At 67.4% G+C, this 14,860-nt stretch carries 11 protein-coding genes and 1 pseudogene; 6 read left to right on the forward strand and 6 right to left on the reverse strand.

From position 1 onward, the window contains the following. Nucleotides 1-17 precede the first annotated feature (17 nt). Nucleotides 18-1,001, reverse strand: coding sequence for a metal ABC transporter solute-binding protein (locus AB4Y43_RS26320; protein WP_368729124.1), 984 nt, complete (start codon nt 999-1,001; stop codon nt 18-20). Between the two features lie 327 nt (nt 1,002-1,328). Here AB4Y43_RS26320 and AB4Y43_RS26325 point away from each other — a divergent pair, with 327 nt between their 5' ends. From AB4Y43_RS26325 to AB4Y43_RS26350, 6 genes and pseudogenes are all read left to right on the forward strand, one after another. Next, entirely contained in the window at nt 1,329-2,132 is an 804-nt protein-coding gene (locus tag AB4Y43_RS26325; protein WP_368729125.1) for an L-iditol 2-dehydrogenase, read from the forward strand. Nucleotides 2,133-2,215: 83 nt separating this feature from the next. Beyond that, nucleotides 2,216-3,550: a sugar ABC transporter substrate-binding protein gene (locus tag AB4Y43_RS26330; RefSeq protein ID WP_342948460.1), complete on the forward strand. Its 1,335-nt coding sequence runs from the start codon at nt 2,216-2,218 to the stop codon at nt 3,548-3,550. Nucleotides 3,551-3,783: 233 nt separating this feature from the next. Beyond that, nucleotides 3,784-4,641: pseudogene (locus tag AB4Y43_RS26335) on the forward strand (carbohydrate ABC transporter permease); the annotation flags it as partial. Next, nucleotides 4,638-5,507 (forward strand): carbohydrate ABC transporter permease, encoded by an 870-nt coding sequence (locus AB4Y43_RS26340; protein WP_069262826.1) that lies wholly within the window; start codon nt 4,638-4,640, stop codon nt 5,505-5,507. The pseudogene AB4Y43_RS26335 and the gene AB4Y43_RS26340, both read left to right, overlap by 4 nt. Before the next feature lie 11 nt (nt 5,508-5,518). Beyond that, the gene (locus AB4Y43_RS26345) at nt 5,519-6,205 is read left to right on the forward strand and encodes an HAD family hydrolase (RefSeq protein WP_368604078.1); all 687 of its coding nucleotides are present in this window, start codon (nt 5,519-5,521) and stop codon (nt 6,203-6,205) included. Between the two features lie 49 nt (nt 6,206-6,254). Beyond that, on the forward strand, nt 6,255-7,364 hold the full coding sequence (locus tag AB4Y43_RS26350) for a sn-glycerol-3-phosphate ABC transporter ATP-binding protein UgpC (RefSeq protein ID WP_342948463.1): 1,110 nt from the start codon (nt 6,255-6,257) through the stop codon (nt 7,362-7,364). 114 nt (nt 7,365-7,478) lie between these two features. Here the strand turns inward: AB4Y43_RS26350 and AB4Y43_RS26355 are convergent, their stop codons facing one another. The 5 genes from AB4Y43_RS26355 to mutL all read right to left on the reverse strand — a co-directional run bounded on the left by AB4Y43_RS26355 (nt 7,479) and on the right by mutL (nt 14,845). Then, entirely contained in the window at nt 7,479-8,426 is a 948-nt protein-coding gene (locus AB4Y43_RS26355; protein WP_342948464.1) for a sugar-binding transcriptional regulator, read from the reverse strand. Between the two features lie 43 nt (nt 8,427-8,469). Then, nucleotides 8,470-9,951 carry a xylulokinase gene (gene xylB / locus AB4Y43_RS26360; protein WP_368729126.1) on the reverse strand — a complete coding sequence of 494 codons (1,482 nt, stop codon included), beginning with the start codon at nt 9,949-9,951 and terminating at the stop codon, nt 8,470-8,472. A gap of 122 nt (nt 9,952-10,073) precedes the next feature. Then, nucleotides 10,074-11,480, reverse strand: coding sequence for a D-arabinitol 4-dehydrogenase (gene dalD, locus AB4Y43_RS26365; protein ID WP_368729127.1), 1,407 nt, complete (start codon nt 11,478-11,480; stop codon nt 10,074-10,076). 240 nt (nt 11,481-11,720) lie between these two features. After that, entirely contained in the window at nt 11,721-12,701 is a 981-nt protein-coding gene (gene miaA / locus AB4Y43_RS26370) for a tRNA (adenosine(37)-N6)-dimethylallyltransferase MiaA (RefSeq protein ID WP_368729128.1), read from the reverse strand. Further along, complete coding sequence (gene mutL / locus AB4Y43_RS26375; protein ID WP_368729129.1) at nt 12,698-14,845, reverse strand: DNA mismatch repair endonuclease MutL; 2,148 nt, start codon at nt 14,843-14,845, stop codon at nt 12,698-12,700. The genes miaA and mutL overlap by 4 nt, the downstream gene beginning before the upstream one ends. Nucleotides 14,846-14,860: the final 15 nt, after the last annotated feature.

The raw sequence follows: 14,860 nt of genomic DNA on the forward strand, positions 1-14,860 counted from the left end.
GTCCTTGCTGAATACGGTTAGTGTTGCCCTGCTGTTCCCGCTGCCAGCGCCTTGTCGAGCGCGTCGAGCTGCGCGAGCATCCATTGCTGGAAGGTCACGCCGGCCGGCTGCGTCTCGGTCACGCTCACGGACGGCACCTTCGACTGCTTCGCGAGCGCCAGCATGCGCCGCGTGAGCGCCTCGGTCGCCTGGCTGTTATAGATCAGCACGTGCACGCGGTGCTCGCGCAGGTCGCGCTCGAACGCGGCGATGTCCGAGGCGCTTGCCTCGGTGTCGTTCATCGCCGCGAGCTGGAAGCGCAGGTTGCGCATGTCGAGGCCGATCGCATCCGACATATAGCCGAACACCGGCTCCGTCGCCGTGACGGGCTGCCCCTGGTAGCGCGCGCGCAGCGCCGCGACCTTGGCGTCGACCGGCTGCAGCGAGGCGAGGAACGTTGCCAGGTTGGCATCGTACACGCTCTTGTGCGCGGGGTCCGCTGCGCCGAGCGCGGCGCTCACGGCGCGCGCCACGGCGGGCATCGTCTTCGGGTCGTACCAGAGGTGCGGATTGTCGCCCGCTTTCTTGCCGACGACGTCCGCCGCGACGATCGTCGTGCGGTTGGCGCCGTTCTTGCCGGCGCCGGTGGCGCCGAGCAGCTTGGTCATCCACGGGTCGTAATCGGCGCCGTTGTACACCACTACGCGCGCATTCTGAAGCGCGCGCGCGGTCTTCGGGCTGGCTTCGAAGAGGTGCGGGTCCTGGTCGGGGTTGCTCAGGATGCTCGTCACGTCCACGTAATTACCGCCGATCTGCTTGACGACATCGCCATAGAAGTTCTCCGCCGCGACAACCGGAATCGTGGCGCTGACAGCCTGCGCCGCCAGGGCGGCGCTCGCGCCGCCGAACGCGCCGACCAGCGCGAGCGCGAGCCCGCCCGCGAGGCGCGCGAGCGTGACGCGACGGCGCGCGTCTGTGGTGGCAGCCCGGGGCGTGCAGTTGGCGCGGCTGAACGTGATCATGGTTCTATCCTTGTCTATAGGGAGCCTGAAAGCGGACGCGGTCGCGTCGGCGTCGCGAAGGCGAGATGATATAACGTATCACTTCGATTGGCGAGTCAGCTCGTCATCCGGTCAGGGGGCCGGTTCTGCAGGCCGCAGCGAGTGGAGGCTTGCGCGTCGCACCATCGAAATCTCGGCCAATCGCGTTTGTTCGCCTTGACAGTCTCCGACTCGTATCCGATCATTCGATCAACGACAGAGCAAATGCCCACATGTCGGGCGATCGCTCAGCTGCTCCTCTGGAGCGTCTGTCGGGCGCGCCCCGCACGAACGAAATTGGAGACACCTGTGGCACACACCGCGACCCCGGCGGCCGGACGTTTGCAGGACAAGGTAGCCGTGCTGACTGGCGCGGCGAGCGGCATTGGCGAGGCGGTCGCGCAGCGTTATCTGGACGAAGGCGCGCGCTGCGTGCTAGTGGACGTGAAGCCCGCCGGGTCCGTCGCGCCAACGCTGGCCGCCGCGTACCCCGAGCGCGTGCTCGCGATCTCCGCCGACGTCACCCGCCGTGAGGACATCGATCGCATCGTGGAGGGCGCGCTCGAACGCTTCGGCCGCATCGACATCCTCTTCAACAACGCGGCGCTCTTCGACATGCGCCCGCTCCTCGACGAAGCCTGGGACGTGTACGACCGCCTCTTCGCGGTGAACGTGAAGGGCATGTTCTTCCTCATGCAGGCCGTGGCGCGCCGCATGGTCGAGCAGGGCCAGGGCGGCAAGATCATCAACATGTCGTCGCAGGCGGGCCGCCGCGGCGAAGCGCTCGTCTCCCACTACTGCGCAACCAAGGCCGCCGTGCTGAGCTACACGCAGTCGGCGGCGCTGGCGCTCGCGCCCCATCGCATCAACGTGAACGGCATCGCGCCGGGCGTGGTCGACACGCCCATGTGGGAGCAGGTCGACGCGCTCTTCGCACGCTACGAGCATCGTCCGCCCGGCGAGAAGAAGCGCCTCGTGGGCGAGGCCGTGCCGCTCGGGCGCATGGGCCTGCCCGAGGACCTCACGGGCGCCGCGCTCTTTCTCGCTTCCGCCGACGCCGATTACATCACCGCGCAGACCCTCAACGTCGACGGCGGAAACTGGATGAGCTGAATTTCCCGCAACCCTTGCCCAACGCATCACGACAGCAGCCCGGCTGCAGCAAGACATAACGCAACGAACAAGGAGACAACGTCATGAAGCCAGCAATGAAGACCGCCGCAAAGTGCATAAGTCGAGCGGCGAGCGTGGGTGCACTCGTCGCGGCGGCGAGCGCCGCGCACGCGCAGACCGTCACGATCGCGATGTTGAACAACCCGGACATGATCGAGCTGAAGAAGCTCTCGCCGGCTTTCGAAAAGGCCAATCCGGGCATCAAGCTGAACTGGGTGATTCTCGAAGAAAACGTGCTGCGCCAGCGTGCCACCACCGACATCACGACCAACAGCGGTCAGTTCGACGTGATGATGATCGGCACCTACGAGGCGCCGCAATGGGGCAAGCGCGGCTGGATCGTGCCGATGACGAACCTGCCCGCGAGCTACGACCTCGACGACGTGGTGAAGACCGCGCGCGATGGCCTCTCGTACAACGGCACGCTTTACGCGCTGCCGTTCTACGTCGAAAGCTCGATGACGTATTACCGCAAGGACCTGTTCGACAAGAAGGGCCTCAAGATGCCCGAGCAGCCGACCTATGACCAGATCAAGGACTTCGCCGACAAGCTCACCGACAAGTCCGCCGGCACCTACGGCATCTGCCTGCGCGGCAAGGCCGGCTGGGGCGAGAACATGGCGTATGTGACGACGGTCGCGAACACCTTCGGCGGCCGCTGGTTCGACGAAAAGTGGCAGGCGCAGCTCACTTCGCCAGAGTGGAAGAAGGCGGTGAACTTCTACGTCGACATGCTGAAGAAGGACGGCCCGCCGGGAGCCAGCTCGAACGGCTTCAACGAAAACCTCACGCTGATGTCGTCGGGCAAGTGCGCGATGTGGATCGACGCGACGGTGGCAGCCGGCATCCTCTACAACAAGCAGCAGTCGCAGGTGGCCGACAAGATCGGCTTCGCGGCCGCGCCGACCGAAGCCACGCCCAACGGCGCGCACTGGCTGTGGTCGTGGGCGCTCGCGGTGCCGAAGTCGTCGAAGTCGCAGGACGCGGCGAAGAAGTTCATCGAATGGGCCACCTCGAAAGAGTACGTCCAGATGGTCGCGCAGGACGAGGGCTGGGCTTCGGTGCCCTCGGGCACGCGCATTTCGACCTATCAGAATCCCGAGTACAAGAAGGCCGCGCCGTTCTCCGAGTTCGTGCTCAAGGCGATCCAGACCGCCGATCCGACGCATCCGACCGCGAAGCCGGTGCCGTACACGGGTATCCAGTTCGTCGGGATTCCTGAGTTCCAGTCGTTCGGTACGGTCGTGGGCCAGAGCATTGCGGGCGCCGTGGCAGGGCAGATGAGCGTCGATCAGGCGCTGACCGCCGGTAACGCCGCTGCCAACCGTGCCGTGGCGCAAGCCGGGTATCAGAAGTAACTGCGGGAAGTCGGGCTGCGCCGTTCAGGCAGCCAGCGTAGTAGCGCGAGTGCGCGCGCCGGGCGACCTGGCGCGGCGCGCGCACTCGCGACAGCCGATGCCGCGCCGTGTTCCATAGAGGCGCGCAACCGAGAAGGGTGGTCCTCATGCGTCATCTCCATCTCCCCATGCCTATATTCAATCGAGCGCGCACGCCACAGAAACCGCAGCAGGTCGAATCGCGCCGCTCGGCCTCACGCTGGCTCGTGACGCCGTCCGTGGCGGTGCTGCTGCTGTGGATGACGATCCCGCTCGCGATGACGATCTGGTATTCGTTCACGCGATACAACCTGCTGAACCCCGATCTCAAGGGATTCGCGGGCTTCGACAACTACAGGTTCCTCGCCACCGATCCCTCGTTCGTGCCGTCGATCGTGCACACCATCGAGCTGATCGTGGCGGTGCTCGTGATCACCGTGGTCGGCGGCGTGCTGATGGCGGTGCTGTTCGACCGCAAGTTCATCGGTCAGGGCGTGGCGCGCCTGTTCGCGATCGCGCCGTTCTTCGTGATGCCCACGGTGAGCGCGCTGATCTGGAAGAACATGATCCTGCATCCGGTGTACGGCCTCGTGGCCATCGCCATGCGCTCGATAGGCATGACGCCGATCGACTGGTTCGCCGTCTATCCGCTCACCGCGGTCATCATGATCGTGGCGTGGCAGTGGCTGCCGTTCGCGTTCCTCATTCTCTTCACGGCGATCCAGTCGCTCGACCAGGAGCAGAAGGAAGCCGCGAAGATCGACGGCGCGGGCCCGATCGCCTTGTTCTTCTACATCACGCTGCCGCACCTGCGGCGCGCGATTGCCGTTGTCGTGATGATGGAAACCATCTTCCTGCTGTCGATCTTCGCCGAGATCTACACGACCACGGGCGGCGGTCCCGGCAACGCGACCACCAACCTCACTTACCTGATCTACTCGATGGGCCTGCAGCAGTTCGACGTGGGCATCGCTTCGGCTGGCGGCATTCTCGCCGTCGTGCTGGCGAACATCGTGTCGTTCTTCCTCGTGCGCATGCTCGCGCGCAACCTCAAAGGGGAGTACGAAAAATGAGCCAGATTACCGCTACGCCCGCGCAATCGCCCGACGCGGTCAAGCATTCGTCGCCGATGCAGTTCATCGGGCGCGTGCTGCCGGGGCTGCTTGCCTGGCTGATCGCGATCGCGCTGTTCTTCCCGATCTTCTGGATGACGATCACGGCGTTCAAGACCGAGCAGCAGGCCTATATCCCGACGATCTTCTTCCTGCCCACGCTCGACAGCTTCAGAGAGGTGTTCGCGCGCAGCAACTACTTCGCGTTCGCGTGGAATTCGGTGATGATTTCGGCCGGCGTGACGATCGTCTGCCTGATTCTTGCCGTGCCCGCGGCCTACGCGATGGCGTTCTTCCCGAACAAGCGCACGCAGGGAATTCTGCTGTGGATGCTCTCCACCAAGATGATGCCTTCGGTGGGCGTGCTCGTGCCGATCTACCTGCTGTGGAAGAACTCGGGGCTCCTCGACACCGTGAGCGGGCTGGTGATCGTCTATACGCTCATCAATCTGCCGATCGCAGTGTGGATGGCGTACACGTACTTCAACGAGATTCCCAAAGACATTCTCGAAGCCGGACGCATGGACGGCGCGGCCACCTGGCAGGAAATCGTCTATCTGCTCATGCCGATGGCGGTGCCGGGGCTCGCATCTACCGCGCTGCTGTTGATCATTCTTTCGTGGAACGAAGCGTTCTGGAGCATCAACCTCTCGAGCTCGAACGCCGCGCCGCTGACGGTGTTCATCGCGTCGTACTCGAGCCCTGAGGGGCTGTTCTGGGCGAAGCTCTCCGCGGCGTCGCTGCTCGCGGTCGCGCCGGTGCTGATCGTCGGCTGGCTGTCGCAGAAGCAACTGGTGCGCGGCCTTACGTTCGGGGCGGTCAAGTAATGGCCAATGCGATGTCCAGTCAAGCCCTGATCTGCGATTGCGACGGCGTGCTGATCGACAGCGAAGCCGTAGCGGCCCGCGTGCTGGTGCGCGAACTCGAAGCGCGCTGGCCCGGCGTGGACGCGGCGCCCGTCGTCATGCCGCTGCTCGGCCAGCGCATCGAGCGCGTGCTGGGCGGCGCGGGTGAAGCGCTCGGGCGCAGCCTCACCGCCGCCGACGTCGATGCGATCCGCACCGTGGCCGAAGCCGAAGCGCGCGAAGCGCCGCTATTTCCGGGCGTCGTGGCGGCACTGGAAGCCGTGGCGCTCACCAAGGCCTGTGCGAGCAACAGCTACACGGCGGTGGTGCGCGAGGTGCTGGCGCGCAACGGGCTCGATCGCTTCTTTGGCGCGCGCGTGTACTGCGCCGATATCGTCGCCCGGCCGAAGCCCGCGCCCGACGTCTATCTCGCGGCGGCGCAGGGCATGGATGTCGCGCCCGCCGCGTGCCTCGTGGTCGAGGACAGCGTGACGGGCGTGAGCGCGGCGCGCGCGGCCGGCATGACGGTGCTCGGCTTCGTGGGCGGCACGCACGTGGGCGGCGACGCGCACGCGCACGAGTTGCGCGAAGCGGGTGCAAGCGAAATCTTCGACGACATGACGACGCTGCCCGCGCGGGTGGCGTACTGGATGAACCAGGCGCAAACGCGTTCGAACTGAACCGGCTTAGGCAGACTTAAGCAGACTCAAGCAGAAACGGAGACACATCATGGCAAGCGTGATCCTCAGAGACGTACTGAAGCGCTACGACGACAATGAAGTGCTGCGCGACGTGAACCTCGACATCGGCGACGGCGAGTTCGTCGTGTTCGTGGGCCCGAGCGGCTGCGGCAAGACCACGCTCATGCGCATGATCGCGGGGTTGGAGGACATCAGCGGCGGCGACCTGATGATCGACGGCACGCGCATGAACGACGTGCCGCCGGCCAAGCGCGGCATTGCGATGGTGTTCCAGTCGTACGCGCTGTATCCGCACATGACGCTGTACGACAACATGGCGTTCGGCCTGAAGCTCGCGGGCGCGAAGAAGCCCGAAATCGACGCGGCCGTGAAGAACGCCGCGAAGATCCTCCACATCGACCATCTGCTCGACCGCAAGCCCAAGCAGCTCTCGGGCGGCCAGCGCCAGCGCGTGGCGATCGGGCGCGCGATCACGCGCAAGCCGAAGGTGTTCCTGTTCGACGAACCGCTCTCGAATCTCGACGCCGCGCTGCGCGTGAAGATGCGCCTCGAATTCGCGCGCCTGCACGACGAACTCAAGACGACGATGATCTACGTGACGCACGATCAGGTCGAAGCGATGACGCTCGCCGACAAGATCGTCGTGCTCTCGGCAGGCAATGTCGAACAGGTCGGCAGTCCGAACCGTCTATATCACGCGCCGGCGAACCGCTTCGTGGCGGGCTTCATCGGCTCGCCGAAGATGAATTTCCTCGACGGCACGGTGCAGCAGATCGGCAGCGACGGCATCGTCGTGCGCTACGAAACGGGCGATACGCAGAAGGTGGGCGTCGAGCCGGGCAAGGCGCGCGAGGGCGACAAGGTGACGGTGGGCATCCGCCCCGAGCATCTGCACATCATGACGGGCGCGGAAGGCGTGAGCGCGAAGGCGATGACGGTGGAGTCGCTCGGTGACGCCGCCTATCTTTACGCCGAATGCCCGGTCGCGCCCGATGGCCTGATCGCGCGCATTCCGCCGCTGGAGCGTCACGATCGCGGCGAGGCGTTCAAGGTGGGCTCGACGCCCGACCATTGCCACCTCTTCGACGCGAACGGCCAGGCGTTCGAGCGTCGCTTCGCGCAGCAACTGGCTGCGTGAATTCACTGGCTTGCCGGACGCACCGCCTCGGAGGAGGGTGAGGCGGTGTCTTGTGTGGCGAGGTACCTGAGGTTGCCTTTGTTAGCCCGCTTCGTGCGGGCGCTTTTTTGGGGCTTAGCGTTCGATCGCGGCGCGCGCGCACAGCTCGTCGGTGACGAGCCCGGAGAGCCAGCCGCCGTTGAGCGCCGCGATCACCGCTTCGCGCTTGCGCGCGCCGCCGGCGAAGCCGATGGTCGGGCGGCGCGGCGGCGAATCGAGGTACACGCTCGTCACGCGGCGGCCCGTGGGCGAATCGACGCGCTTGCCGGCGGCGTCGATCGGCAGGCCGAGCATTTCGGCGATGGCGCCCTGGTCCATCAGTTCGCGCACTTCGTCGGAGGTGATGAAGCCGTCCTCATGCAGCGGGCAATGCTCGCCGATGTTGCCGATGCCGACGAACGCGACATCGGCCTCGCCCGACAACGACTCGACGATGCGATAGAGCCGGTGATTGCACCATTGCGCGCGCTCGGCCTCGCTATCCGCGATGAGCGGCGCGGGCAGCAGAAAGTGCTTGCCGCCCGTCTTCTCGGAGATATGCAGCGCGACGTCGTAGCGGTTCGACGAACCGTCCTGGGCGATCGCGCCCACCATCGAAACCAGCCGATGCTGCGGCCGCTCCAGCTGCGCGATCTGATCGACGGCGGCCTTGAGCGTTCGACCGCTGCTCACGGCCACCACCATCGGCCGCTCTTCGCCCAGATAGCGCTCCATCACCTGCGCCCCTGCCACGGCGAGCTTGCGGTCGATTTCCTCGGGCGTGTCATTGTCCACGGGCACCACTTCGCAAACCGAAAGGCCGTAGCGCTTCGAAAGCGCGTCGGCGAGCGCGAGGCAGTCGGCGAGACGATGATCGACGCGCACGCGAATGAGGTTCTTCTCGACCGCGAACGCGACGAGGCGCTGCGCGACCGGGCGCGACACCTGCAGCTTCTCGGCGATTTCGTTCTGGGTGTTGCCGGCCACGTAGTAGAGCCAGGCGGCGCGGGTCGCGAGATCGAGTTTTTCGGTGGACTTGGGCACGATGGGGGTCGGGGGGATGCGGGGCCGAAGTGTACTGCACGCGTTACGCGAGGCGTTCGCGCGAGGGCTCGAAGAGCGGGCGCACGTGGCGGTACAGCGCGCGGTAGGCAGTGAGCCGCTCGCGCAGCGCCGCGTGGCGCGCCGCATTCGGCGCGTACTCGGCCACCACGGGCGGCTTGGTCAGCACTTCACGCGCGTTGCCGCCTGCCGCGAGCCAGCCAAGGCGGGCCGCTCCGAGCGCCGCGCCCGTCTCGCCGCCGCCGTGCTGGCGCGTGGGCGTGTCGAATGCGTCTGCAACCAGTTGCGCCCAGTAGCCGCTGCGCGCGCCGCCGCCCAGCATCGACAGCGCGCCCACTTCGGTGCCCGCGGCCGCGAGCGCGTCGAGGCCGTCGGTGAGCGCGAGCGTCACGCCTTCGAGCACGGCGTAGCCGAGCAGTGCGCGGTCGGTCGCGTGCGTCATGCCGAAGAACACGCCCTGCGCATACGGGTCGTTGTGCGGCGTGCGCTCGCCCGAGAGATACGGCAGGAAGAGCGGGGCTTCGGCGAGGGTTGGCGCGTTGAGCTGCTCCACTTCGGCGAGCAGTGTGGGCTCGTTCGTGCCCGTGAGCTTGCAGACCCAGCGCAGGCAACTCGCCGCCGAAAGCACGACGCTCATCTGGTGCCAGCGGTCCGGAATCGCGTGGCAGAACGCGTGCACGGCAGAAGCGGGATTCGGCCGGAAACGGTCGCCCACCACGCAGAGCACGCCCGAGGTGCCGAGCGAGACGAAGCCGTCGCCGGGCTGCGTGGCGCCGATGCCGATGGCGCTCGTCGCGTTGTCGCCGCCGCCCGCTGCCACGACCACGTCCTCGCGCAGACCGAACTCGCGTGCGAGCGCAGGCAGCAGCGTGCCGGAGGGCGCGCTGCCTTCGGCGAGCGCGGGCATTTGCGCGCGTGTCATGTTGCAGGCGTCGAGCAGCGCATCGGACCAGTCGCGTTTGGCCACGTCGAGCCAGAGCGTGCCCGCGGCATCCGAAGGATCGGAGACCTTGCCGCCGGTGAGCTGCAGGCGCAGATAGTCCTTCGGCAGCAGCACACAGGCCGTCTCGCGAAAGATCTGCGGCTCGTGGCGCGCGACCCACAGCAGCTTGGGCGCGGTGAAGCCCGGCATGGCGAGATTGCCCGCTATGCGATGCAGCTGCGGCGCACGTGCGGTGAGTTCGGCGCATTCGTCCACCGCGCGCATATCGTTCCAGAGGATCGCGGGGCGCAAGACGTTGTCGTGCGCGTCGAGCAGCACCGCGCCGTGCATCTGGCCGGAGAGGCCAATGCCGCGCACCTGCGCGAATTCGTGAGGATGCGCCTCGCGCAGCGCGGCGAGCGCGCGGCGCGTGCCTTCCCACCAGTCGGCGGGATTCTGCTCGGACCAGCGCGGGTGAGGGCGCGAGACGACGAAGGGCGTGCCGGCAGTGCCGATCACGCGGCCGTCGGGCGCGAGCAGCAGGACTTTCACTTCGGAGGTGCCGAGGTCGATGCCGAGATACATAGGCGCGCTGAAGTCGTGAAGAGAGTTGCGCTACTTTAGCCGCGCGCCGGGCGCGACGCCATGCGCGCCGACCCGGAGGGCGCGCGTGGCGCAGGTGTTGCGGATTGCGCTGGGGTCTTTTTTCAAACGCTGCAGCCGCGAGAGGCGAGCCACTGGTCCACGCGCGTGAGCGCGCCGCGCACCGCGCCGCCCAGAGTCGGGTTGCCGGCGAGGCCGCCCCACAGCAGCTTGTCGCCGAGAAACGTCGAGACGGGGTCGCCAGTTTCGAACATGCGGTGGACGGCCGCTTCGTCCATCACGCCGTCCTGGTAGCGGTAGGGCAGCGTGCCCTTGTGCCAGCGTTCCAGAAAGCGCAGGAAGAGCGCAGGCAGCATGGCCGTGGCGGCGGGCGTCGCGCCCGCGGCGATGCGTTGCGCGAGCGTGGGCGCGATGAAGCCCGGGATCTTCGAGTAGCCGTCGGCGGCCACGCGCTGGTTCGTGTCCTGGATGTACGGATTGCTGAAGCGTTCGAGCACGACGTCGCGATACTTCGCGAGATCGAGCGGGCTGGGCGTGAGGCAGGGAATCACGTCTTCGCTCACGTACTCGCGCGCGAAGGTACGGATGTCGGCGTCGTGGGTGCCTTCGTGGATGAAGTCGAGCGCGATGAGCGTGCCCGCCCACGCAATGCAGCTGTGCGTGGCATTGAGGATGCGGATCTTCGCTTCCTCGTAGGGCATCACCGATTCGACCATCTCGGCGCCTGCGCGCTCCCACGCGGGCCGCCCCGCGCAGAAGTGATCCTCGATCACCCACTGGATGAACGCTTCGCCCATCACTGGACAGGCGTCGTCCACGCCGGTCGCCGCTTTCACGCGCTCGCGCACGTCGGGCGTGGGGCGCGGCGTGATGCGGTCGACCATGGAGTCGGGGCACGCCGTGTTGGCATCGAACCAGTCGCGCAGATCCGTTGCGCCGCGCAGCGCGAGGAATTCGCGCATGCCCGCGTGAAAGCGCTTGCCGTTGCTGCGCAGGTTGTCGCAGGTCTGCAGCGTGACGGGGCCGCCGTCACGTGCCATGCGCGCTTCGAGGATCGCGGCGAGCGCGCCGTAAATCGTCGTGCGGCCGCCCTTGAGGTCGGCGGCGAGGTCGGGGTTCGCGGTGTCGAGGCGGTCGTGCTCGTCGAGGTAATAGCCGCCTTCGGTCACCGTGAACGCGATGATCCTGCAGTTCGCGTCGGCGCCTGCATCGATCAGGCTCGCGAGATCGGCCGACCACGGCAGCACGCGCGTGATCGAGCGGATCGTCTCGTAGGCGCGCTCGCCCTGCGGCGTGACTGTTTCGAGCGTGTAGACGCCGTTTTGCGCGGCCAGCACGTCCATCACGGCGTTCATGTCGGAGCGGATGTTGCCGACGGTGAGCGACCATGCGGCCTCGTCGGGCTTGCGCGCGAGGTTCACGCGATGCAGGTACCACGCCTGATGCGCCCGGTGAAACGACCCGGCGCCGATGTGCAGGATCACGTTCGCATTGCTGCGTTCGGTGTTCATTCGGTGTCTCCTTACTCAAAGCGGCCGATCGGCTCAAGCCTGAGCAATTGCTCTAGTGATGAACGAATGATCGTATCCGGTCGGTCGAAAGTCAAGCGGGCGAGGGCGGTTTTCGGTGGCGCGCTGCGGCGGGCGATGGCGCGCGGGCAACGCACGCACGTGCGCCGCCTGCGGACGGAACGGGGATGTTGTGGCGCACAAAGCGCCCGGGAGCCGAAGCGGGGAAAGGGGGACGCGGCTTCAGCCGCCGATCTGCGCTACGGCCGCGACGGCCTGATCGGTCGCATCCTGCGCGCAGCAATCCACGACGATGCGCTCCGGCATGGCGCGCAGCCACGTGAGCTGACGCTTGCAGAGCTGGCGGGTGGCAAAGACGCCCTTGTCGCGCATGGTGTCATAGTCGACTTCGCCATCGAGGTATTCCCAAACCTGGCGATAACCCACGCAGCGCATGGATGGCAGGTTGGGGTTCAGGTCCCCGCGCGCACGCAGCGCCTTCACCTCGTCGATGAGACCGCCGGCGAGCATCGCATCGAAGCGCGCTTCGATACGCGCGTGCAGCACGCTGCGTTCGGACGGCTCGAGCGCGACGGGCACGAAGCGGTAGCGCGCGGCTTCATCTTCGCGCGTGGACGGCGTGGCGAGCAGCACCGACATCGGCTGCCCGCTCAGCATGAAGATTTCGAGCGCCCGCTGGATGCGCTGCGAGTCGTTCGGGGCGAGGCGTGCAGCCGTGGGCGGATCGACCTGCGCGAGGCGGGCATGCATGGCGGGCCAGCCGTCGCGCGCGGCTTCGGCGTCGAGTTGCGCGCGCACGGCCGGATCGGCCGAGGGCAGGTCGTTCAGGCCTTGGGTGAGCGCCTTGTAGTAGAGCATCGTCCCGCCCACGAGCAGCGGCACGTTCCCGCGCGCAACGATTTCGCCCGTCACGCGCAGCGCGTCGGCACGAAAGTCGGCGGCGGAATAGGCATTCAGCGGATCGACGATATCGATCAGATGATGCGCGGCGGCCGCACGCTCCGCGGCGTTCGGCTTCGCCGTGCCGATGTCCATCTCGCGGTACACGAGCGCCGAATCGACGCTCACGATTTCCACCGTGCGCCCGCGCGCCGCCGACTGCGCGGCATAGGCGAGCGCGGCCGCCGTCTTGCCCGAGGCCGTGGGGCCGAGCAGACACGCGACGGGCAGCGCTGCGCCTTCCTGTTTCGTGGACTGCGTCATTGACCGCGCATGAAGAGCCGATCGAGATCGGCGAGCGTGAGCTGATACCAGGTCGGCCGGCCGTGGTTGCACTGGTCGGCACGCTCGGTGGCTTCCATCTGGCGCAGGAGCGCGTTCATTTCGTCGAGCGTGAGACGCCGGTTCGCGCGCACCGCGTGATGGCAGGCGAGCGTGCCGAGCATCTCGTGCTGGCGCTCGGTGAGCACGCGCGAGCCGCCATACTCGTGCAGGTCGGCGAGCACGGCGCGCGCGAGCGCCTGGAGATCGGCGTCCTTGAGGAGCGCGGGCACCGCGCGGATCGCAATCGAGGTGGGCGAGAGGACGGCGAGATCGAAGCCCAGCGCTTCGAGCGTGGCCTTTTCTTCCTCGACGGTGCCGGTTTCGACGGGATCGGCCGTCATCGAGATCGGGATCAGCAAGGGCTGCACGGCGAGCGAGCGTTCGGCGAGGGCCTGCTTGAACTGCTCGTACAGGATGCGTTCGTGCGCGGCGTGCATGTCGACGATCACGAGGCCGCGCGCGTTCTGCGCGAGCACGTAGATGCCGTGAACCTGGCCGAGCGCGAAACCGAGCGGGTGGTCCTCGCCGGCTTCGAAGGCGGCGTGCGGCGCGCCGGTGGCGAATGCATCGGCTGCACCGGCTGCGCCGTCTTGCGCCTGCGGGACGCTCGAACCTTGCGCCGTGCCGGCGCCGACATCCTTGCGGCCGAACAACGCGTCATATAGCGCGAGCGGCTGCGCGACAGGCAGGCTGCCTTGCGTCATGCGCGACTGGCGCAGCCAGGTGTTGCCGCTGCTCGCGCCTGCACCGCCGCCGCCTGGCTGACCGAAGCCCGACGCGCGCGAAGGCAGGCCACCCGCGCCGCCGCCGAAGCTGCTTGCCACGCTCGCGGTGCCGAACCTGCCGTCCGCGCCGAAGCCGGGCGCTGCGCCTGCGCGCGCGGAGTCGGCCGCGCCCGAAGCCAGCCCGACCGAGGCGCCCAGCACCCCGGCGCCCGGCAACGCCCGCGGCTCGATGAGCGCCGCGGCATGGCCGCCCGAGGTCGTCTCGGGCGAGGCGCCCGCGTGGCGCGCTAGCGCGCGCTGCACGGCATGGAACACGAACTGGTGAATCGAGCGCGAATCGCGGAAACGCACTTCGATCTTCGAGGGATGCACGTTCACGTCGACGGCTTCGGGCGGCAGGTCGAGGAACAGCACGTACGACGGGTAGCGCTCGCCGTGCAGCACGTCCTCATACGCCGAGCGCACCGCGTGCGTGAGCAGCTTGTCGCGCACGAAGCGGCCGTTCACGAAGAAGTACTGCTGGTCGGCGCGGTTGCGGCTCGCCGTCGGCAGCCCTGCACAACCGTAGACGGCGAGCGGCCCGGCGCGCTCGTCGAGCGGCAGATGCGCCGTGGCGAACACTTCGCCGAGGATCTTCGAGACGCGCGTGGCCGGATCGCTCGCGTTCCAGTGCTCCACGGCGCGGCCGTTGTGCAGCACCGAGATCGCGACGTCCGGGCGTGCGAGCGCGCTGCGGCGGATCATCTCGAGGCAATGGCCCAGCTCGGTCTGCTCGCTCTTCAGGAACTTGCGGCGCGCGGGCGTGTTGAAGTACAGCTCGCGCACTTCGATGGTCGTTCCCTGGCCGCCCGCAGCCGGCGAGATCGCGCCGGTGTGCCCGTCGATCTTCACGGCGTGCTGCGCGTCGGCGCTGCGGCTCGTGATCGACATCTCGGCGACCGAGGCGATCGACGCCAACGCTTCGCCCCGGAACCCGAGCGTCGCGACGCTCTCCAGTTCGGCGAGCGAGCGGATCTTGCTCGTGGCGTGCCGCATGAGCGCGAGCGGGAGTTCGGCTTCGGGAATGCCGCAGCCGTCGTCGGCGATGGAGATGCGCTTGACGCCGCCCTCGTCGAGCAGGATGCGCAGCGTGCTCGCGCCCGCGTCGAGCGCGTTTTCGAGCAGTTCCTTGACGACGGAGGCAGGCCGCTCGACCACTTCACCCGCGGCGATCTGGCTGATGAGCTGGTCGGGCAACGCCTGGATCGCGCGCGCGGGCTGCGCGGCACGCGACGCGACTGCGGCGCCGGTCGTGGCGCCAGTGTCGGCGGCGCTGGCGGAATCCGGCACGGCGCCGGTGGGTTCGGAGTTCGAAGACATGCGCGCAATTATAGC

The organism is Paraburkholderia sp. BR10872, assembly GCF_040965835.1.
Classification (GTDB): Bacteria; Pseudomonadota; Gammaproteobacteria; order Burkholderiales; family Burkholderiaceae; genus Paraburkholderia; species Paraburkholderia nodosa_A.